Here is an 18,492-nt window from a genome sequence, read left to right as displayed (position 1 = left end):
GCCCCTTGGGGCAGCACGATTGCGCCACCCCGCAGGCCTGCGCAGCCCTTTGTGCTCAATAGCGGGACCTTGATGGGAGCAGGAGCACGATATGCGCATTATCTTCATGGGAACCCCTGATTTCTCGGTGCCGGTGCTGGACGCGCTGGTGGGGGCCGGGCACGAGATTGCCGCCGTCTACTGTCAGCCCCCCCGGCCTGCGGGCCGCGGCAAGAAGGACCGTCCAACCCCTGTCCACGCCCGCGCCGCGGCCTTGGGGCTCGAGGTGCGCCACCCGGTCTCGCTGAAAGGCGCGGAGGAACAGGCGGCTTTTGCGGCGCTGAACGCTGATATCGCTGTGGTTGTCGCCTACGGCCTGATCCTGCCGCAGGCCATTCTGGATGCGCCAAAGCACGGCTGCCTGAACATCCACGCCAGCCTGTTGCCGCGCTGGCGCGGTGCGGCGCCGATCCACCGGGCGATCATGGCGGGCGACGCCGAAACCGGCATCTGCATCATGCAGATGGAGGCGGGGCTGGATACCGGCCCGGTATTGCTGCGCGAGGCGACGGAAATCGGGGCTGAGGAAACAACTGCCCAGTTGCATGACCGGCTCTCGGACATGGGCGCAGGGCTGATCGTCGAGGCGCTGCGGCGCCTGCCGGAGCTGACGCCACAGGTGCAGCTCGAAGAGGGCGTCACCTACGCCGGCAAGATCGACAAGGGCGAGGCGCAGATCGATTGGTCCCGCCCGGCCTCGGACGTGGACCGCAAGATCCGCGGTCTGTCGCCTTTCCCCGGCGCTTGGTGCGAGATCGAAGGCCAGCGTGTCAAGCTGCTGGCGTCGCGCCTGGCGGAAGGCCAGGGCGCGCCCGGCGAGGTGCTGGATGACGCGCTGACCATTGCTTGCGGGACCGGTGCGGTGCAGCTGTTGCGCTTGCAACGGGCAGGCAAAAGCGCGCAGGATCCGGATGTATTCCTGCGCGGCTTCCCTGTTCCGAAGGGCAGCCGCCTGTAACCGGAGGCCGGCATGCCCATAATTGCCCTGATCATCATCGGTGCCGCGGCAGGCTTCCTGGCCACGCGGCTGATGCGGCTGGAAACCGATATCATCACCACGGTCTGTATCGGCATGGCCGGCGCGCTGGTCGGCGGGCTTGTGCTGCGCGGGCTGCTTGCAGTGATGGGGTTCATGGCGGGGTTCGTCGGCGCGGTGCTGGGGGCGCTGGTGCTGATCTGGCTCTGGCAGCGCTACGTAAGCAGATAACCGGGGCTGAGGCGCGCGGGACACAGCCGGAGCGGGAAAGCGCAATTCATGCTGCGCAGCGAAGCTTGTTCGATAAGATAGCGCAATCGCAGCAAAATGCGGCGGGACCCGAGGCAGAGAGCATCAGAGAATGACACAGGACACCGGCCGGAGCGGCACGCCGAATGTGGTGATTGTGACCACCATGAAGGACGAAGGCGCCTATATTCTCGACTGGATCAGCCACTACAAGTCCATCGGTGTCAGTGACTTTGTGGTTTTCACCAATGATTGCTCTGATCCGACCGACCACATCCTGCGCTGCTTGCACCGGATGGGGGTGGTTGAGCACCGCTTTAACCGGGTGATGCGGCGCGGGCCGCACAAAAGCGCGCTGATGTGGGCAGAGTACGAGCCCAAGGTGGCCGGGGCCGACTGGGTGCTGGTGGCGGATGTCGACGAATTTCTGCAGATCAACGCCGCTGACGGCACGCTGCCAGGGCTGCTGGCGGTGCGGGAGGACGCGGACGCTGTCTCCTTTGTCTGGCGGATATTCGGCAACGCGGGCGTCGGGACTGCGGACCACCCTGCCGTGCCGCAGGCTTTTGTTCGGGCTGAGCCGGAGGCAGGCCAGTCGGATGAGCACCGGTTCTTTAAAACGGCTTTCCGCAACAACGGGAAGTTTGAGCGGATGGGCGTTCACCGCCCCTTTCTGGCCGTTCCGCCGGAGGAAGTGAACTGGCAGCTGGCCGATGGCACTCGTCTGCCGCAGAATGAGCTGGAAGGCGCGCTGTATGTGCGCGGCAGCTATGGATATTCGGCAGCTCAGCTCAACCATTATGCGCTGCGCTCGCGCGATGGGTTCCTGAACAAGAAAGCCCGCGGCCGGGCCAACCATTTCACAGCCTCTATCGAACCGGGCTACTGGCACAAGTTTGACCGGAACGAGGAAGAGGACCGGCGGCTGGCTGACAATTTCTCTGCCGCGCTGGAGATCAAGGAAGACCTGCTGCGCGACGCCAGCTTGCGCGAGTATCATGAATCGGCGCTGGTCTGGCACCGCCGCCGCGGCCGCAAGGCCCGGATCAGCGAAGAAGGGCAGGCGTTTCTGAAAGCCATGGAGGACAGCCGTAAAGACGCCTGAACCAGCTTAGCTGCGCGGCGGGCGGCTTTTGTAAACCGGCAGGTGCCAGCCGAACAGGATGGAGCCCGCACGCAGGGTCCAGCAGACACCGGCGCAGGCAAGCAGGGCAAACCGCAGCTCAAGCCCCGCTGAAATTGCCAGCACGGCGGTGATGGCGCCTGCCATTGCGCAGGTGATGTACAGCTCGCCCTGTTTCAGGACCAGCGGCACCTCATTGCAGACCACATCGCGCATCAGCCCGCCCAGCGAGCCAGTGGCCATGCCCATCAGCACCACGATCACCGGCTCCTTACCCAGCGCAATCGCTGCGCCAGTGCCTGCCGACACCGCAATCGCCAAGGCGAAACTGTCCAGCCAGATCACCCAGCGCATCCGGCTTTCCACCAGATGCGCGGTGAAGAACACCGCCACTGCGGCACTGGCTGCGAGCAGGATGTGATTGGGGTCACCGACCCAAAACACCGGATCCCGGTTCAAGAGGAGATCGCGCACCGTGCCGCCGCCGACCGCCGTCAGGCAGGCGACGAAGGCAAAGCCCACGATGTCGAGCTGCGCCCGGCTGGCGACCAGCGCTCCGGTCAGGGCAAAGACCAGCACCGAGGCGTAATCGAGCAGGGTCAGAAAGCTCATGCGGCAGCCCCGCGCATCAGGCGCTTTTCCTCTTGAAGGGGGCCATGCCGGCGCGGGCCAGTTCATCGGCGCGCTCGTTTTCAGGGTGTCCTGCGTGGCCCTTGACCCATTCCCATGTCACCTTGTGGCGGCGCTGGGCCTCATCCAAGCGCTTCCACAGCTCGACGTTTTTTACGGGTTTCTTGCTGGACGTCTTCCAGCCGTTCTTCTTCCAGCCGTGGATCCAGCCGGTGACGCCGTTCTTCACGTAGGCAGAGTCGGTAACCACGGTGATCGTGGAAGGCCGCGCGAGGCTCTCCAGCGCGTTGATCGCCGCCAAGAGTTCCATCCGGTTGTTGGTGGTCTCGGCCTCGCCGCCCTTCATCTCTTTCTCTTTGACGACGGTGCCGCCATCCATCGCACGCAGCAGTGCACCCCATCCGCCGGGGCCGGGATTTCCGGAACAGGCGCCGTCAGTATAGGCAAACAGCTCAGCCATGGGCGGTCAGGATCACGTAGGTTTCCATTCCGCCGGCCAGGCCCTGGCCATTGCCGCGGCGGGACCGGGTCACGGTGAAGCCCGCGTTTTGAAGCAGATTTTTCAATTCGTCCTCGTTGTAATAGGCGTAGAAACGTCCCAGTTTGTCACGCCCCTCGCTGTCTCCGAGCTTCATGCCAATATGGAAGATGCCACCGGGGTTCAAGGCACGATGGATGCGGGTCAGATGACCGGGGAGATCGGCCCGCGGCGCATGCAGCAGGCTGAAGTTGGCCCAGATGCCATCAAAGCCGCTTTTGCTCTCCAGCGCTTCGAATTCGGCAACTTCCACCTCAATCCCGAAATCCGATTTTGCCAGTTCGGCCATTTCAGCGGAGGCATCCATGGCCGAAACCTCAAAGCCCTGCGCCTTGAAGCGTGCCGCCCAATGGCCCGGACCGCAGCCCAGATCCAGGACACGGGCGGCGGCCGGCAATAGGGAAGTGAAGGCTTCAAAATCCGGATCGTGGAACCTGTCATCGGACCGCGCGAAACCATCCGCGTATGCCTGCGCTGCCTGGGCATAGACCTCCAGTGTTTGCCGGTCGCTCATCTGCCATCTCCGCGTTTAGCTGTCAGGCGCGTTCTGCCGCAAGCCGGACGGCAAGGCCCGCAAACACGGCGGCAAAGCCGCGGCTCATCCACTTCAGCGCCCGTTCGCTGCTCAGGAAGTACGTGCGGGCCTGGGATGCAAACAGCCCATAGAGCACAAAGATGGCATAGGTCATCGCCATGAACACCAGCCCCAGGACGGACATTTCCAGCGTGGCGCTGGCTGGGTTGCCGCTCAGGAACGGCGGCAGCAGCGCCAGAAAGAACACCGACAGCTTGGGATTCAGGATGTTGATCAGCGCGCCGCGCCAGGCGATTTTCCAGCCCGGCTGGCTGGTGCGTTTCGAATCCACCGCCAGCACACCGCCGCTGCGCAAGGCCTGCCAGGCAAGGTACAGCAGATAGGCAACGCCTGCGGCCTTGACGATCTGGAACAGCAGCGCAGAGCTGTGCAGCACCGCCGCCAGCCCCAGCGTGGCAGCGGCCAAGTGCGGGACGATGCCGAATGTGCAGCCGGCGGCGGCCCAGATGGAGGCCCGCCAGCCTTGGCCAAGTCCCAACGCCAGCGTGTAGATGACACCCGTGCCGGGCGCTAGGACGACGACAAAGGCGGTAATCAGAAAGTGCAGAGTGACCATGTATGCGGCTCCAGAAAATGCCCCGGGACTAATGCGTAACACGATTAGCCCGCGGCGGGAGTGTTTTCTGTAACCTGGGTCGCTTTCAGGGTGCGTGCGTTTACGCAGGCTGCCGTAAGACGCGCGGCACCTTGAATTCCACCGTTTCCACCGCGGTCTCCACGATTTCCACGGTCACGTCGTACCGTGCCCGGAAGGCGTCGATCACTTCATTGACCAGCAGTTCGGGGGCGGAGGCGCCGGCGGTGATGGCGACGGAGCGGATGCCCTCCAGGGCGCGCCAGTCAATGTTTTCGGCGCGCTGCACCAACTGGGCATAATCACAGCCGTTCTTGGCGCCGACCTCAACCAGGCGGCGCGAGTTGGAGGAGTTCGGCGCGCCGACCACCAGCAGGGCGTCTGCTTTGGGGGCTACCGACTTCACCGCCTCCTGGCGGTTGGTGGTGGCATAACAGATGTCTTCCTTGTGCGGGCCGATGATGTTTGGGAAACGCTCCTCCAGCGCCGCGACGATGCCCTTGGTGTCATCGACCGACAGGGTGGTCTGAGTCACATAAGCCAAACTGTCCGGGTCGCGCACCTCCACCGTGGCCACGTCCGCGACGGTCTCCACCAGCAGTACCTCGCCCTCCGGCAGCTGGCCCATTGTGCCGATGGTTTCCGGGTGGCCCTTGTGGCCGATCATGATCATCTGCAGGCCGTTTTCCGCGTGGCGCTGGGCCTCGATATGCACCTTGGAGACCAGCGGGCAGGTGGCATCGACATAGATCATCTCGCGCGCCTCAGCCGCGGCAGGCACCGATTTCGGCACCCCGTGCGCGGAAAAAATCACCGGCCGGTCGTCCGGGCATTCGTCCAGCTCCTCGACAAACACCGCGCCTTTTTCCCGCAAGCTGTCGACCACGTATTTATTGTGCACGATCTCGTGGCGCACATAGACCGGCGCACCCCATTTGCCGATCGCCATTTCGACAATCTTGATGGCGCGGTCCACACCGGCGCAAAAGCCGCGCGGCGCGGCGAGGTAGAGGGTCAGGGCTGGCTTGGTCATAGGCGTCTCCTTGCGCGCCAGAGGTAAGCGGTTCAGGCGGCAAGGTCCAGTGCCCGGGCGGCATCACAGGTTTGTGATTGGAGGTTCCCGCGGGGGAAGGCGGCAAAAGCCCGCCTTGGACAGCAACAGGGACAGCAACAGGCATGAGGGCAGCATGAAGCAGATGATTGCCTTTACTGCTGCGGCCGCGGTAGCGGCAGCTGCATATTACTGGCTGGCGGAGAGCGATCCGCAGGCCGCCGGGATCCTTCCCTATCAGGATCCGGAAGCGGTGGCCTTGGGCGAGGCGGTGTATCTGGACCACTGTTCCAGCTGCCACGGAGCGGACCTGCAAGGCGAGCCCAATTGGCAGCAGCGGGACAGCGAGGGCTATCTGCCTGCGCCGCCGCAGGACGAAAGCGGCCACACCTGGCATCACACGGACGCGCAGCTGCTGCAGATCACTAGGCACGGCGTTGCGCAGCTGGTCGGCAATGGCTACCGCAGCCGCATGGGCGGCTATGCCGGTGTGCTGACTGAGGAGGAGATGCTGGCGGTGCTGGCCTATATCAAAAGCCGCTGGCCCGCTGAGGTAATCGCCCGTCACAACCAGTTAAACAGCCAGGCAGGCGATTGATTTGCTCCGGAACAGGCGCCGCCCCATCTGGCGCCTTGCTCCGGATATGAAGCAGTTGGACCTGCTTAGCCGTGCGCGACGGTTGCCGAGCGCTGATCGCTTTGCTCGCGCGGCGGGCGGCCGATCACGTCGCGCAGCTCTTCCAGCTCGATGAAATTGTCGGCCTGGCGGCGCAGATCGTCAGAGATCATCGGTGGCTGGCTGCGGATGGTCGAGACCACCGAAACCCGCACGCCCTGGCGCTGCAGGCTGGCAATCAGCGGCCGGAAATCGCCATCGCCCGAGAACAGCACGATATGGTCCACCCGCGGCGCCAGTTCCATGGCGTCGACGGTCAGCTCGATATCCATGTTGCCTTTGACTTTGCGGCGGCCCAGGCTGTCGGTGTATTCCTTGGCAGGCTTGGTGACCATGGTGAAGCCGTTGTAATGCAGCCAGTCAACCAGTGGCCGGATCGGAGAATATTCGTCATTCTCCAGCAGGGCAGTGTAATAAAAGGCGCGCAGCAGCTTGCCGCGGCGCATGAATTCCTGCCGCAGAAGCTTGTAGTCGATGTCGAACCCGAGCGCCTTGGCCGCGGCGTACAGGTTTGACCCGTCTATGAACAGCGCAAGCCGTTCGTCTTTGTAAAACATCAAATGTTCCTTCCGGTATATCCGCCTCAGCCTTGAGTTCCGTGAGTGTGAGCTTGAAATCGGCGAAACGGGTGGACTTAATGTAAGTTATTTGTCATCTGCCGCAAGTATACTGCCATTCTGAAATAGGGTCAAAAATGGCCGCAAACCGGAAACTGTCGCTAATCGCACTTGGCGGTAACCTGCCAGTTGACGCTAATGCGCCGCAAGTCACCTTGTCAAAGGCCATCGCTGCCCTGCAGGCGGAGGATGTGAGGCTGCGCAGCGTCTCGCGGTTCTTCCGCACGCCCTGCTTTCCGGCCGGTGCAGGTCCTGATTATGTGAACGCCGCGGTGGCGGTCGAAACAGCCCTGTCCGCGGGCGATCTGCTGGCGCGGCTGCATGAAGTTGAAGCGCAGTTTGCCCGGGTGCGGGAGCAGCGCTGGGGCATGCGCACGCTGGATCTGGATCTGCTGGATCACGGCGGCGCGGTTCTGCCGGACGCCGCGGGGTATGCCCGCTGGCAGGGGCTGCCGCTGGAGCGACAGATGCAGGAGGCGCCGGGGCAGCTGATCCTGCCGCATCCGCGCATCCAGGACCGGGCCTTTGTGCTGGTGCCGCTCAAGGATATCGCACCGCGCTGGCGGCATCCGGTGCTGCAGAAAACCGTGACGCAGATGCTGGCAGACCTGCCGCCGGAAGAGGTGGCGGAGGTTGTCCCTCTGTAACCCGCGCGATGCGGTGTTTTCCGCCCTTGTCAAGAGAAAGATTTGGGCGTAAATGTCTGCCTTCTGGACCAGGAATGAATTGGAGAGTCGCTGATGGCCCGCGTGACGGTTGAAGATTGCGTAGACAAGGTGCCCAACCGCTTTGAGCTGGTGATGCTTGCAGCGCACCGTGCCCGCGAGATCTCGGCTGGTGCCCCGATCACCGTTGAGCGTGACAACGACAAGAACCCGGTCGTGTCCCTGCGCGAGATTGCCGAAGAGACCCAGAGCGCCGACGAGCTGCGCGAGCGTCTGATCGAGAGCAACCAGACCCAGATCGAGGTTGATGAGCCGGAAGAGGATTCCATGGCTCTGCTGATGGGCGCGGATGGCGACAAGCCCGCCGAAGACGACATGTCGGAAGAGAAACTGCTGCGCGCGCTGATGGAGGCCCAAGGCCAGGGCTGAGGCGCGCGTCTGGAATTTGAGGCTGCGGACCGGACATGATTTCCCCTGACGACCTGATTGCTCTGGTCCGCAACTACAATCCCAAGACCAATGCGGAACGGATCGCCGAGGCCTATGCCTTTGGCGAACGGATGCATGAGGGGCAGTTCCGCCACTCGGGCGAGCCCTATTTTACGCATCCGGTGGCAGTTGCCGCGATCCTGACCGAACAGCGTCTGGATGATGCCACCATCATCACCGCGCTGCTGCACGACACCATCGAAGATACCAAGGCCTCGTACGAGGAAGTTGCCCGCCGCTTTGGCGGCGAGGTCGCGATGCTGGTCGATGGCGTCACCAAGCTGACCAACCTGCAACTGTCCAGCCGCGAGACTAAGCAGGCGGAAAACTTCCGCAAGCTGTTCATGGCGATGTCCAAGGACCTGCGGGTGATCCTGGTTAAGCTCGCCGACCGTCTGCACAACATGCGCACCATCAAGGCGATGCGCCCCGAGAAGCAGGCCCAGAAGGCCCGCGAGACGATGGATATCTATGCGCCGCTGGCAGGCCGCATGGGCATGCAGTGGATGCGCGAGGAGCTGGAGGATCTGGCCTTCCGCGTGCTGAACCCGGAAGGGCGCCAGTCGATCATCCGCCGCTTTGTGACCCTGCAGCGCGAAACCGGCGACGTAATCCACCGGATCACCGGCGACATGCGGCTGGAGCTGGAAAAAGCCGGGATCGAGGCAGAGGTCTTTGGCCGCGCCAAGAAGCCCTATTCGATCTGGCGCAAGATGCAGGCCAAAGACCAGGGCTTCTCCCGGCTGTCGGACATTTACGGCTTCCGGGTGATTACCGGGTCTGAAGAAGACGCCTATCGCGCGCTGGGCGCTATTCACCAGCGCTGGCGGGCGGTGCCGGGCCGGTTCAAGGACTACATCAGCCAGCCGAAATCCAACGGTTACCGGTCGATCCACACCACGGTGTCGGGCCGAGACGGCAAGCGGGTGGAGGTGCAGATCCGCACCCGCCAGATGCATGACGTGGCCGAAACCGGCGTCGCAGCGCATTGGTCCTACCGCGATGGCGTGCGTTCGGAAAACCCCTTCGCCGTAGACCCGGCCAAGTGGATCGCCTCGCTGACCGAACAGTTCGATGCCGAGGATGATCACGACGAATTTCTCGAAGCCGTGAAGCTTGAGATGTATTCGGACCAGGTGTTCTGCTTCACTCCCAAAGGCGATGTGATCAAGCTGCCCAAAGGCGCCACGCCGATCGACTTTGCCTATGCCATCCACACCCGCATCGGCCATGCCTGTGTAGGGGCCAAGGTCGATGGTATCCGGGTGCCGCTGTGGACCCGGCTGCGCAACGGCCAGTCGGTGGATGTGATCACTGCCGAGGGCCAGACCCCGCAGGTCAGCTGGCTGGAGATCGCCACCACCGGCAAGGCCCGCACCGCCATCCGCCGCGCCCTGCGCGAGGCGGACCGGGCGCGGTTTGTGAAACTGGGTCATGAGCTTGCGCGTTCGGCGTTTGAGCACGTCGGCAAGAAGGCGACTGACAAGGCGCTGGAAACCGCAGCCCGCGCGCTGCGCGCCAGCGGCGTGAATGAGCTGCTTGCAAGGCTGGGCGCGGCCGAGATCACCGCGCATGACGTGGTGCAGTCTGTCTATCCTGAACTGACCACCTCTGGCGATGGCGACGAAATCTCGCCGCGCCGGGCGGTGATCGGCCTGGAGCCGGGGCAGAGCTTCGAGCGCGCGCCCTGCTGCCAACCGCTGCCGGGCGAGCGCATCATCGGCATCACCTACCGCGGCCGCGGCGTGGTGGTGCATGCCGCCGATTGCGACAAGCTCGGCGAATTCGAGGAGCAGCCGGAGCGCTGGATGGACGTGCAGTGGCACAGCGGCACCCACCCGGCTGTCTACGGCACCACGCTGGAGCTGACCATCGGCAACGATGCCGGGGTGCTGGGGCGCATTTGCACATTGATCGGCGAGAAAAAGGCCAATATCTCGGACCTTGAATTTGTTGACAGGAAACCAGACTTTTACCGGCTTATGATCAATGTGGAGCTGCGGGATGTGGAGCAGCTGCACTCGCTGATGCTGACGCTTGAGGCGGAAAGCGATGTTGCCGCGGTGGCGCGGTTCCGGAATAAGCCGGAAGAGCGCCATTTTCCGGGGTAAGCCGCTGAAACTCTGAGCCGGAACTGGGAAGGACGGACAGCTTTGGTATTCAGGCGCCGGGACAGACGTTCGCCCCTCCGGGCGCTGGCGGATTTTGTCTGGCCGCGCGGCGGCTGGGGCCGGGCCTTCCTGTACGTGAAACACCGGGTGCGGCGGCTGCCCGATTCGCCCGAACGCATCGCCCGCGGCATCTGGGCCGGGGTGTTCACCACCTTCACGCCGTTCTACGGGCTGCACTTCCTGGTGGCGGCAATCATCGCCCGGATGATGAACGGCAATATCCTGGCCTCGCTCAGCGCCACCTTCTTTGGCAACCCGCTGACCTATGTGCCGATCGGGGTGGCCAGCCTGCAGACCGGCCATTGGCTGCTGGGCACCGAGTTTGACGAGGAGGTCGACAAATCCCTGGTGGGCAAGTTCCTTGCCGCTGGCGGCGACCTGAAGGACAACCTGTTTGCGCTCTTCATGGACAAGCCCGCCGACTGGCAGGGGCTGCATCTGTTTTATAACGAGGTGTTTTATCCTTACATGATCGGCGGCATCATCCCGGGCATCATTTGCGCCACGGTCTGCTACATGCTCAGCCTGCCGGTGATCCGGGTCTACCAGCAGCGCCGCCGGGCCAAGATCAAGGCCAAGTTCGAGGCGATCAAGCAGCGCGCCGAGGTCAGCACCGGCTCCTGAGCGGGGCTGCCGGATTGTACCATTATCGCCTGCAGGCTTGCTCTTGCCCGCTGTCTGTCTAGTCTTTGGGTTAAGGCTTTGACTTCAGACGGATGAGACAGCTGTCATGACACAGAACCAACTGCGCCTGGGCGTGAACATCGACCATGTTGCCACGGTGCGCAACGCCCGCGGGGGCGCCTATCCGGACCCGGTCCGCGCCGCGAAGCTGGCGGAGGAGGCGGGCGCCGACGGCATCACGGCGCACCTGCGCGAAGACCGCCGCCACATCACCGACGCCGATATCGACGCGCTGATGGAGGCGCTGACGGTGCCGCTGAACTTCGAGATGGCAGCAACCGAGGAGATGCAGAGGATTGCTTTGCGCCACAAGCCGCATGCGGTCTGCATCGTGCCGGAAAAGCGCGAGGAGCGCACCACCGAAGGCGGGCTGGAAGTGGCCCGCGAGGAAAATCGCCTGGCGCATTACATTGCCCCCCTGCGGGATGCGGGATGCCGGGTGTCGATCTTCATTGCCGCCGACAAGAAGCAGATCGAGGCCGCGCACCGGATCGGTGCCGAGGTGATCGAGCTGCACACCGGCGCCTATTGCGACTTCCACGCCGAAGGCCGGTTCGAGGACCGCGACCGCGAGCTGGAGGCGCTGCGGGACATGTCTGCCTATGCCCATTCGCTGGGGCTGGAGGTGCATGCAGGCCATGGCCTCACCTATGACACGGTGAAGCCGGTTGCGGCCTTTCCGGAGGTGAAGGAGCTCAACATCGGCCACTTCCTGATCGGCGAGGCAATCTTTCGCGGCCTGCCCCCGGCAGTGCAGGAGATGCGCCGCCTGATGGATGAAGCGCGGGGGTGACGGAGCCATGCACGTCAATCTGATCCGCTACGGGCTCTTGTGGATGGCGGCCTCTGTCGCGATGCTGCTGCTGGGACTGCTGCTGGCGCAATTCGGTGTTGAATTGCCGACCGGGCTCGCGACCGTGCTGCCGCCGATGTTTGCCTCGGTGCTGGAGGGGATGCGCATTGCGCAAGCCACCCGGGCGCCGCTGTCAGGCAAGGCAGCTTGGGTCAACGCGGCAGCGATGACCGGGGTTGTGGCAGTGCTGACGGTTGTGCAGCTGCCGCTTTACTGGGACAATCCGGTGGTGGTGGAGGCGCGGCAGACGGTTCCGGTCCTGTTCCTGGCGGGTGTCTGTGTGCTGCTGCTGGCGGTCATCCTGATGGTCAACCGGCTGTTTCTGGGCCATGGCATCAAGCTGGGTTTGAAACGGCTGCAAGAATGATCCTGGGCGTCGGAACCGATCTTGCCAATATCGAGCGGATCCAGCGCACCCTGGACCGGTTCGGGGACCGGTTCCGCAACCGGGTTTTTACCGAAATAGAGCAGCGCAAGGCTGAGCGCCGCCGCGATGTGGCGGGCACCTACGCCAAGCGCTGGGCCGCCAAGGAAGCCTGCTCCAAGGCGCTGGGCACCGGCTTGCGCATGGGGATCGCCTGGAAGGACATGGCGGTCTCCAACCTGCGCACCGGCCAGCCGGTGATGCATGTGACCGGCTGGGCCGCCGACCGGCTGCGCGAGATGACCCCGCCCGACCATGAGGCGGTGATCCACGTGACACTGACCGACGACCACCCCTGGGCGCAGGCCTTTGTGGTGATCGAAGCGCGTCCGATCGCCAGCGACCCGGCGGAATCGGCTTCGGGAACTTGACTTGGCCCCCTCAGGCCCGCATGTAGCCCCGGACCTTGTTTCCAAACCGGAGAGCCTGATGACGGCCAAAGCAAAGACCGGCAGTTCGATCCTTGAGACGATCAAAACGATCGTCTACGCGCTGCTGATCGCCGGTGTCTTCCGCACCCTGTTTTTTCAGCCCTTCTGGATACCCTCCGGATCGATGAAGGAAACCCTGCTGATCGGGGATTTCCTGTTCGTCAACAAGATGGCCTATGGCTATTCCTATGCCTCTTGCCCCAGCGTGCGTATCGGGGCGGTCGGGCTGAACATCGACGCCAAGGACATCTGCGGTTTTCTGGACGGTGACAACACCCGCCTGATGGGCGGACAGCCGGAACGCGGCGACGTGGTGGTGTTCCGCCACCCGGTCAACGGCAATGACTTCATCAAGCGGCTGGTCGGCCTGCCGGGCGACAAGATTCAGATGAAGAACGGCGTGCTGTTCATCAACGGCGCGCCGGTCAAGCTGCAGGATGCGGGCCAGTTCGAGGAAGTGATGGAACGCCAGGGGCCGCAGGGCTCCTTCCCGCGCTGTGAAAATGCGCCTGTCGGCCAGGGCGCCGTCTGCAAGAAGTCGCGCAAGCTGGAGACCCTGCCGGGCGGCAATGAGCATATCGTGCTTAACATCACCAACCAGGGCATGGACCACACCGGCGTCTACCAGGTTCCGGAAGGGCACTATTTCTTCATGGGCGACAACCGGGACAACTCCTCCGACAGCCGCTTGCCGCAGTCTGCCGGCGGGGTTGGCTTTGTGCCTTACGAAAACCTGATCGGCCGGGCCGACCGGATTATGTTCTCCTCCGCCGGGCGGTCCATGCTCTACTTCTGGACCTGGCGCGGCGACCGTTTCTTCAAGGGGATCGAGTGAAACTGTCCAAGGAATTGCGCGCGTTCGAGGATCGGATCGGGCATAAGTTTGCCCGCCCCGACCTGCTGCAGCGCGCCGTGACCCATGCCTCCGTCTCTTCCGCTACCCGCCAGGACAACCAGCGGCTGGAGTTTCTGGGCGACCGGGTACTGGGGCTGGTGATGGCCACCGCCCTATTGGAGCATGACAAAACCGCCACCGAGGGCCAGCTGGCGCCGCGTTTCAACGCGCTGGTGCGCAAGGAAGCCTGCGCCGATGTCGCCAAGGAGATCGACCTTGGCGCTGTGCTGAAGCTGGGCCGCTCAGAGATGATGTCCGGCGGCCGCCGCAAACAGGCACTCCTGGGCGACGCGATGGAGGCGGTGATTGCCGCGGTCTATAAGGACGCAGGCTTTGACGCCGCTGCCGAGATGATCCTGCGCCTGTGGGGCAGCCGCATCCACAAGGTCGAAAGCGACGCGCGCGACGCCAAGACATCGCTGCAGGAGTGGGCGCAGGCCCGCGGGCAGAAGGTGCCCACCTATGTCGAGGTGTCCCGCAGCGGCCCCGACCACGCGCCGGTCTTCACCATTGCGGCAAGGCTTCAGGACGGCACTGAAGCTCAGGCCACGGCGGGTTCCAAACGGCAAGCGGAACAAGCGGCGGCGAGGGCGCTGCTGGAACAGATCGGCTGAGGTTTCAAACCACCCGGATGTAACCCGCGAGCCCGGTTTTCTGATGCTCGATCACATGGCAGTGGAACGCCCAGTCGCCGGGGTTGTCGGCCACCAGCGCAATCTCGGCCACCTCGTCCTTCATCAGCAGCATGGTGTCCGTCACCAGCGGCGGCAATTTCCGAAGGTTTGAGCTTATCGGCACAAATGCCAGCCCGTGCAGGTGGATCGGGTGCAGGTTCGGCGATTCATTCCTCAGCCGCAGCACGTAGCTCCTGCCTTGTTTCAACACGGCCAGCGGCCCGGTCCCTTTGGCCGCGTCTCCAGCCCAAGGCGTGCGGTTGATCGACCAGAAACTGTACCCCATAGAGCCGCAATAGCCGTCATTCGGCGGCCCGCCCTCCGGCGCCCAGCCAAACACGAAATCATGCACCTCTGCCTTTGATAGGTCCGGCCGGGCAACCGGATTGGCAGGCAGCGGCTTCAGCTCCCGCAATTCCCGCGCCAGGTCCGCACCAACCGAGCGTAGTGTTGCCATCGTGCGCGTGGGCTGCCCCGGCAGCTCCGCCAGCAGACCCGCCGTCTGCCCTTCCTCCGCGGGCATCCGCACCGCGAAATCCACCCGCTGGCCAGGGCCGACCAGCAGCGGTTCACCGGCAGAGGGCAGGGGCAGCTCAAACTCCACCGGATGCCCGTCCCGGGCAATGATCCGCGCCTGATCTGTGCTTAGATGCAGCTTGTAGATCCGCGTGGTGTCCGTGTTCACCACCCTGAGCCGCACCAGCCCGCCTGCCGGGTGATCGTACACCGGCGCCTGCAGCCAGTTCGCGGTCAGCACATTGCCGCGGGTCCCGGCGCGGGCCGCCCCGCGCGCGGTGTAATAGGGCAGGAAGGCGCCATCCTCATACAGCCGGAAATCCCGCAGGTTGACCGCCTGATCGGCGTCAAAACCGGGATCTTCCGCCTCTTTGATCACCATCACCCCGGTCAGCCCATGCGCCATCTGCGCCATGGTCATGCAGTGCGGGTGATACCAATAGGTGCCCGCATCCGGCGGGGTGAATTCATACTCAAACGCCTCGCCGCCCGCGATTGGCATCTGGGTCAGGTAAGGCACCCCGTCCATTGCGTTGCCGATCCGCAGCCCGTGCCAGTGCATTGCGGTGTAATCTTCGGTGCCATTGACGACCTGCAGTTGCATGGGTTTGCCCTGGGTGCCGTACAGAACCGGCGGCGGCGCATCCGGCGACAGGCTCACCATGCCCTTCGTCGGCTGGTCCCGGAACCTGAAGCTTGCGGTTTGAATTGTCAGCTGCTGCGCCGCTGCGGCACCGGCCAAGCTCCATCCGCCTCCGCCAAGCACCCCGGCGGTAGCAGCGCTCCCAAGCAGAAAATCACGTCGGTTCATCAGGCAGGCCTCCTGTCATGCAATCAAAGAAAGGCCTGGCTGCGGGACTGGCTTGGCGCTGCGGTTCTCACACGGGATCTGCCACAGGTCTTTGACATAGGGCAAGGCTGTGCAACGCTGCCCCAAGCGCCCAAGAAAACACCTCTGGCCCCTGTGGGTAAAATCCTGTAGGGGATCGGCTCTGCAAACAGGACCAGTACTGATGACCACACGCGCCGGATTCGTTGCCCTGATCGGAGAGCCCAATGCGGGCAAATCCACCCTTCTGAACCGCATGGTCGGGGCCAAGGTCTCGATCGTGACCCATAAGGTGCAGACTACCCGCGCCCGCATCCGCGGCGTGGCGATGGAGGGCGACGCGCAGCTGGTATTTGTCGACACGCCGGGCCTGTTCAAGCCCCGCCGCCGCCTGGACCGCGCGATGGTCGCCGCCGCCTGGGGCGGCGCTGCAGACGCCGACGTCGTTGTGCTGATGGTGGAGGCCCACCGCGGCATCACCGAAGGCGTCGAAACCATCCTGGAAGGTCTTGAGGAAATCGGCAAGGGCCGCACCGTGGCGCTGGCGATCAACAAGATCGACAAGGTGCCCGCTGAAAAACTGCTGGGCCTTACCCAGGAGCTGAACAGCCGCTACGGCTTTGCCGAAACCTTCATGATCTCGGCAGAGCGCGGCCATGGTGTTGACGACCTGCGCCAGTGGCTGGCAGGCAAGCTGCCGGAAAGCCCCTGGCTCTACCCCGAAGACCAGATCGCCGATCTGCCGATGCGGATGATCGCGGCGGAGATGACCCGCGAAAAGCTGACCCTGCGCCTGCATCAGGAACTGCCCTACCAGCTCACCGTCGAAACCGAGAAATGGGAAGAGCGCAAGGACGGCTCTGCCCGCGTCGATCAGATCATCTATGTGGTCCGCGACGGCCACAAGGGCATTGTTCTGGGCAAGCGCGGCGAGACCATTAAATCCGTTTCCCAAGCCGCCCGCGCCGAGCTGGAGGAGTTCCTGGGCCGCAAGGTGCACCTGTTCCTGCAGGTGAAGGTGCGCCCGAACTGGCTGGAAGAGGCAGAGCGCTACTCGGAAATGGGCCTCGACTTCAAAGACGGCAACTGAAGCCCCCCATGCTTTTCACCTTTGTGGAAATACTCCCGCCGGAGGCTCCCGCACTCCCCATGGGCGCCGAAGCTGGCAGGTGCGCGGCATGACCCGCCTCACCGCCCGCTTCTGGGTCGACGCATATCTGACCCGCCTGCGGTTTCAGGATATCCCGGCCTTCATCACTTCCCACGGCGACGACACCGCGGGCGCGGTTCTGGTCAAGCTCAACACCCTGGACGGCCAGGCCCGTGCCTTTCACCGCACCTATGACCTGATGAGCGGCGACCGCAAATGGGATGAGCTGGCCACCGGGGCAGAGACTGACGTCGATGCCTCGATCAGCCGCCAGCGCAGCTTTGACCCGGACCTCTGGGTGATCGAGGTCGAGGACCGGCAGGGCCGCCACCTGCTGGACGAACCCGGCCTGGAATGATCCCGCGGCTTGCAGCCCCTCCGGCAATGCGGTCTGGTAGGGCGGACCGCAGGACAGGGAGGCCCGGTGTTGGAGTGGCGTGATCACGGCATATTGCTTTCGGTGCGCCGCCATGGCGAAAGCTCGGCCATCATCGACGTCTTTACCGAAGAACACGGCCGCCATGCCGGTGTAGTCCGCGGCGGCGCCGGCCGCAGAATGGCCCCGATCCTGCAACCCGGCGCTCAGCTGGACGTGACCTGGCGGGCGCGGCTGGAGGATCACCTGGGCAGCTACCACGCAGAACCCCTGCGCAGCCGGGCCGCTGCGGCGCTTTCGGGGCGGCTGGCACTCTCCGGGCTCAACACGGTTACCGCGCTGCTGTCCTTTTGCCTGCCCGAACGGGAGCCGCATCCGGACCTCTTTACCCGCAGCGAACAGCTGCTGGACCTTCTGGCGAATGAAGACCTCTGGCCGCTCGCCTATCTGCGCTGGGAACTGGCGCTCTTGGAGGAAATGGGCTTTGGCCTCGACCTGTCGGCCTGCGCCGTGACCGGCAGCCGTTTCGGGCTTGCCTTTGTGTCGCCGAAAACGGGCCGGGCTGTTTCACGTGAAGGCGCGGGGGAGTGGGCGGACCGGCTGCTGCCCTTGCCGCCGGTGATGCTGGGCCACGGTGATGCCGGAGACGCCGAAATCGTCCAGGCCCTGCGCACAACGGGCCATTTTCTGGAGGCGCATCTGGCGCCCTCGCTGGGCAACCATCCGCTGCCAGAGGCGCGCGGCCGGCTCATGGACCTGCTCAGCCGCCGCCTGTGAACAGCATCTCGCGGCCTGCCTCATTGCTGAGGATCAGCACGTCACCCGACACTTCCGCCAGTGTCATCTCCTGCAGTGCCTGCAGAAACGCGTCCTCCGCCGCCAATCCCGGGCAGGCCATGCGCGTCACCGCCAGCGGCCCGGTTTCAAACCAGGGGTAGGGGGCAGTCTGGATGCCGCTAAAGCTGTTGCAAGGCCCCCTTCCGGCGATCTTGCCCGGTTCCGGAAACCTGAGGCTGGCGGAGGCTGGAAAGGCCGCGCCATCGACGCTCTGCAGGCGCCACACCTTGCCTGCGGCACCATAGGCCGACAGGCTCTCATCCCCGGTGCAGGCGCTGGCCAGCAGCAGGGAACCGATCAGGGCAGAACGCAGCATCAAGACCTCCTGAGGGATGTTTCAAAGCACATTGGAATGCCGCGGCAGGCAGGGCAAGGCCAGCCGGCAACAAGCGCTCCCGCCCGCCGCCGCGGCATTGAAAATGCCTTGCGC

Annotated in this window: 24 protein-coding genes; 16 read left to right on the top strand and 8 right to left on the bottom strand. The window is 64.0% G+C overall.

All coding sequences use genetic code 11. The features are described 5' to 3' along the window. Positions 1-91: 91 nt before the first annotated feature. The 3 genes from fmt to ACTRWG_RS10515 all read left to right on the top strand — a co-directional run bounded on the left by fmt (position 92) and on the right by ACTRWG_RS10515 (position 2,369). Positions 92-997: a methionyl-tRNA formyltransferase gene (fmt, locus tag ACTRWG_RS10525; protein WP_027235595.1), complete on the top strand. Its 906-nt coding sequence runs from the start codon at positions 92-94 to the stop codon at positions 995-997. 12 nt (positions 998-1,009) lie between these two features. Next, positions 1,010-1,246: a GlsB/YeaQ/YmgE family stress response membrane protein gene (locus ACTRWG_RS10520; RefSeq protein WP_027235594.1), complete on the top strand. Its 237-nt coding sequence runs from the start codon at positions 1,010-1,012 to the stop codon at positions 1,244-1,246. Between the two features lie 130 nt (positions 1,247-1,376). Further along, a complete protein-coding gene (locus tag ACTRWG_RS10515; RefSeq protein WP_051357775.1) occupies positions 1,377-2,369 on the top strand; it encodes a glycosyltransferase family 2 protein in 993 nt (330 codons plus the stop codon). Between the two features lie 6 nt (positions 2,370-2,375). Here ACTRWG_RS10515 and ACTRWG_RS10510 read toward each other — a convergent pair whose 3' ends face one another. The 5 genes from ACTRWG_RS10510 to ispH all read right to left on the bottom strand — a co-directional run bounded on the left by ACTRWG_RS10510 (position 2,376) and on the right by ispH (position 5,757). Next, complete coding sequence (locus ACTRWG_RS10510; protein WP_027235593.1) at positions 2,376-2,999, bottom strand: trimeric intracellular cation channel family protein; 624 nt, start codon at positions 2,997-2,999, stop codon at positions 2,376-2,378. A gap of 16 nt (positions 3,000-3,015) precedes the next feature. Further along, positions 3,016-3,477, bottom strand: a complete 462-nt coding sequence (gene rnhA / locus ACTRWG_RS10505) for a ribonuclease HI (RefSeq protein WP_027235592.1) — start codon at positions 3,475-3,477, stop codon at positions 3,016-3,018. Beyond that, positions 3,470-4,069, bottom strand: coding sequence for a class I SAM-dependent DNA methyltransferase (locus ACTRWG_RS10500; protein WP_027235591.1), 600 nt, complete (start codon positions 4,067-4,069; stop codon positions 3,470-3,472). Before ACTRWG_RS10500 ends, rnhA begins: the two co-directional genes overlap by 8 nt. 22 nt (positions 4,070-4,091) lie before the next feature. Further along, a complete protein-coding gene (locus ACTRWG_RS10495) occupies positions 4,092-4,706 on the bottom strand; it encodes a LysE family translocator (RefSeq protein WP_027235590.1) in 615 nt (204 codons plus the stop codon). Positions 4,707-4,806: 100 nt separating this feature from the next. Then, positions 4,807-5,757, bottom strand: coding sequence for a 4-hydroxy-3-methylbut-2-enyl diphosphate reductase (gene ispH / locus ACTRWG_RS10490; RefSeq protein ID WP_027235589.1), 951 nt, complete (start codon positions 5,755-5,757; stop codon positions 4,807-4,809). A gap of 154 nt (positions 5,758-5,911) precedes the next feature. Between ispH and ACTRWG_RS10485 the strand changes: the two genes are divergently transcribed. Next, the gene (locus ACTRWG_RS10485; RefSeq protein ID WP_462829298.1) at positions 5,912-6,373 is read left to right on the top strand and encodes a c-type cytochrome; all 462 of its coding nucleotides are present in this window, start codon (positions 5,912-5,914) and stop codon (positions 6,371-6,373) included. 65 nt (positions 6,374-6,438) lie between these two features. Here the strand turns inward: ACTRWG_RS10485 and ACTRWG_RS10480 are convergent, their stop codons facing one another. Continuing rightward, entirely contained in the window at positions 6,439-7,008 is a 570-nt protein-coding gene (locus ACTRWG_RS10480; protein WP_008555764.1) for a LabA-like NYN domain-containing protein, read from the bottom strand. Positions 7,009-7,145: 137 nt separating this feature from the next. Here ACTRWG_RS10480 and folK point away from each other — a divergent pair, with 137 nt between their 5' ends. From folK to rnc, 9 genes are all read left to right on the top strand, one after another. After that, complete coding sequence (gene folK / locus ACTRWG_RS10475; protein ID WP_462829297.1) at positions 7,146-7,715, top strand: 2-amino-4-hydroxy-6-hydroxymethyldihydropteridine diphosphokinase; 570 nt, start codon at positions 7,146-7,148, stop codon at positions 7,713-7,715. 93 nt (positions 7,716-7,808) lie between these two features. After that, entirely contained in the window at positions 7,809-8,162 is a 354-nt protein-coding gene (gene rpoZ / locus ACTRWG_RS10470; protein ID WP_027235586.1) for a DNA-directed RNA polymerase subunit omega, read from the top strand. 35 nt (positions 8,163-8,197) lie between these two features. Then, entirely contained in the window at positions 8,198-10,333 is a 2,136-nt protein-coding gene (locus ACTRWG_RS10465; protein WP_462829296.1) for a RelA/SpoT family protein, read from the top strand. 42 nt (positions 10,334-10,375) lie between these two features. Further along, positions 10,376-11,017: a DUF2062 domain-containing protein gene (locus ACTRWG_RS10460; protein ID WP_027235584.1), complete on the top strand. Its 642-nt coding sequence runs from the start codon at positions 10,376-10,378 to the stop codon at positions 11,015-11,017. A 106-nt stretch (positions 11,018-11,123) separates the two neighbouring features. Next, positions 11,124-11,870, top strand: a complete 747-nt coding sequence (locus ACTRWG_RS10455) for a pyridoxine 5'-phosphate synthase (protein ID WP_027235583.1) — start codon at positions 11,124-11,126, stop codon at positions 11,868-11,870. Between the two features lie 7 nt (positions 11,871-11,877). Then, the gene (locus ACTRWG_RS10450) at positions 11,878-12,297 is read left to right on the top strand and encodes an ABZJ_00895 family protein (protein ID WP_154667768.1); all 420 of its coding nucleotides are present in this window, start codon (positions 11,878-11,880) and stop codon (positions 12,295-12,297) included. Beyond that, positions 12,294-12,725, top strand: a complete 432-nt coding sequence (gene acpS, locus ACTRWG_RS10445; RefSeq protein WP_027235581.1) for a holo-ACP synthase — start codon at positions 12,294-12,296, stop codon at positions 12,723-12,725. Before ACTRWG_RS10450 ends, acpS begins: the two co-directional genes overlap by 4 nt. Before the next feature lie 58 nt (positions 12,726-12,783). After that, positions 12,784-13,620: a signal peptidase I gene (gene lepB, locus ACTRWG_RS10440; RefSeq protein WP_027235580.1), complete on the top strand. Its 837-nt coding sequence runs from the start codon at positions 12,784-12,786 to the stop codon at positions 13,618-13,620. After that, entirely contained in the window at positions 13,617-14,294 is a 678-nt protein-coding gene (gene rnc / locus ACTRWG_RS10435) for a ribonuclease III (protein ID WP_027235579.1), read from the top strand. Before lepB ends, rnc begins: the two co-directional genes overlap by 4 nt. Positions 14,295-14,298: 4 nt before the next feature. On the opposite strand, the gene ACTRWG_RS10430 is transcribed toward rnc, so the two are convergent. After that, positions 14,299-15,681, bottom strand: coding sequence for a multicopper oxidase family protein (locus tag ACTRWG_RS10430; protein WP_027235578.1), 1,383 nt, complete (start codon positions 15,679-15,681; stop codon positions 14,299-14,301). Positions 15,682-15,883: 202 nt separating this feature from the next. Here ACTRWG_RS10430 and era point away from each other — a divergent pair, with 202 nt between their 5' ends. The 3 genes from era to recO all read left to right on the top strand — a co-directional run bounded on the left by era (position 15,884) and on the right by recO (position 18,002). Further along, positions 15,884-16,789, top strand: coding sequence for a GTPase Era (era, locus tag ACTRWG_RS10425; RefSeq protein WP_027235577.1), 906 nt, complete (start codon positions 15,884-15,886; stop codon positions 16,787-16,789). A gap of 88 nt (positions 16,790-16,877) precedes the next feature. Continuing rightward, positions 16,878-17,207 (top strand): DUF1491 family protein, encoded by a 330-nt coding sequence (locus tag ACTRWG_RS10420; protein ID WP_027235576.1) that lies wholly within the window; start codon positions 16,878-16,880, stop codon positions 17,205-17,207. Positions 17,208-17,276: 69 nt separating this feature from the next. After that, entirely contained in the window at positions 17,277-18,002 is a 726-nt protein-coding gene (gene recO, locus ACTRWG_RS10415; RefSeq protein WP_462829295.1) for a DNA repair protein RecO, read from the top strand. Here the strand turns inward: recO and ACTRWG_RS10410 are convergent. After that, entirely contained in the window at positions 17,986-18,378 is a 393-nt protein-coding gene (locus tag ACTRWG_RS10410; RefSeq protein ID WP_027235574.1) for an META domain-containing protein, read from the bottom strand. The genes recO and ACTRWG_RS10410 overlap by 17 nt on opposite strands. Between the last annotated feature and the right edge of the window lie 114 nt (positions 18,379-18,492).

This window comes from Leisingera sp. G5_S3_59_S7 (genome assembly GCF_054968485.1).
Note: the sequence above shows the minus strand (reverse complement) of the source record. Positions and strands in the feature narration are given on the sequence as shown.

Bases quoted from the DNA above. Each gene is read 5' to 3' on its own strand.
- ACTRWG_RS10430 (WP_027235578.1), bottom strand. From the start codon at position 15,681: ATGAACCGACGTGATTTTCTGCTTGGGAGCGCTGCTACCGCCGGGGTG.
- ACTRWG_RS10485 (WP_462829298.1), top strand. From the start codon at position 5,912: ATGAAGCAGATGATTGCCTTTACTGCTGCGGCCGCGGTAGCGGCAGCT.
- ACTRWG_RS10515 (WP_051357775.1), top strand. From the start codon at position 1,377: ATGACACAGGACACCGGCCGGAGCGGCACGCCGAATGTGGTGATTGTG.
- era (WP_027235577.1), top strand. From the start codon at position 15,884: ATGACCACACGCGCCGGATTCGTTGCCCTGATCGGAGAGCCCAATGCG.
- rpoZ (WP_027235586.1), top strand. From the start codon at position 7,809: ATGGCCCGCGTGACGGTTGAAGATTGCGTAGACAAGGTGCCCAACCGC.
- ACTRWG_RS10495 (WP_027235590.1), bottom strand. From the start codon at position 4,706: ATGGTCACTCTGCACTTTCTGATTACCGCCTTTGTCGTCGTCCTAGCG.
- ispH (WP_027235589.1), bottom strand. From the start codon at position 5,757: ATGACCAAGCCAGCCCTGACCCTCTACCTCGCCGCGCCGCGCGGCTTT.
- fmt (WP_027235595.1), top strand. From the start codon at position 92: ATGCGCATTATCTTCATGGGAACCCCTGATTTCTCGGTGCCGGTGCTG.
- ACTRWG_RS10455 (WP_027235583.1), top strand. From the start codon at position 11,124: ATGACACAGAACCAACTGCGCCTGGGCGTGAACATCGACCATGTTGCC.
- ACTRWG_RS10465 (WP_462829296.1), top strand. From the start codon at position 8,198: ATGATTTCCCCTGACGACCTGATTGCTCTGGTCCGCAACTACAATCCC.
- ACTRWG_RS10410 (WP_027235574.1), bottom strand. From the start codon at position 18,378: ATGCTGCGTTCTGCCCTGATCGGTTCCCTGCTGCTGGCCAGCGCCTGC.
- ACTRWG_RS10510 (WP_027235593.1), bottom strand. From the start codon at position 2,999: ATGAGCTTTCTGACCCTGCTCGATTACGCCTCGGTGCTGGTCTTTGCC.
- acpS (WP_027235581.1), top strand. From the start codon at position 12,294: ATGATCCTGGGCGTCGGAACCGATCTTGCCAATATCGAGCGGATCCAG.
- ACTRWG_RS10420 (WP_027235576.1), top strand. From the start codon at position 16,878: ATGACCCGCCTCACCGCCCGCTTCTGGGTCGACGCATATCTGACCCGC.
- lepB (WP_027235580.1), top strand. From the start codon at position 12,784: ATGACGGCCAAAGCAAAGACCGGCAGTTCGATCCTTGAGACGATCAAA.
- ACTRWG_RS10450 (WP_154667768.1), top strand. From the start codon at position 11,878: ATGCACGTCAATCTGATCCGCTACGGGCTCTTGTGGATGGCGGCCTCT.
- ACTRWG_RS10500 (WP_027235591.1), bottom strand. From the start codon at position 4,069: ATGAGCGACCGGCAAACACTGGAGGTCTATGCCCAGGCAGCGCAGGCA.
- ACTRWG_RS10520 (WP_027235594.1), top strand. From the start codon at position 1,010: ATGCCCATAATTGCCCTGATCATCATCGGTGCCGCGGCAGGCTTCCTG.
- ACTRWG_RS10480 (WP_008555764.1), bottom strand. From the start codon at position 7,008: ATGTTTTACAAAGACGAACGGCTTGCGCTGTTCATAGACGGGTCAAAC.
- rnhA (WP_027235592.1), bottom strand. From the start codon at position 3,477: ATGGCTGAGCTGTTTGCCTATACTGACGGCGCCTGTTCCGGAAATCCC.
- folK (WP_462829297.1), top strand. From the start codon at position 7,146: ATGGCCGCAAACCGGAAACTGTCGCTAATCGCACTTGGCGGTAACCTG.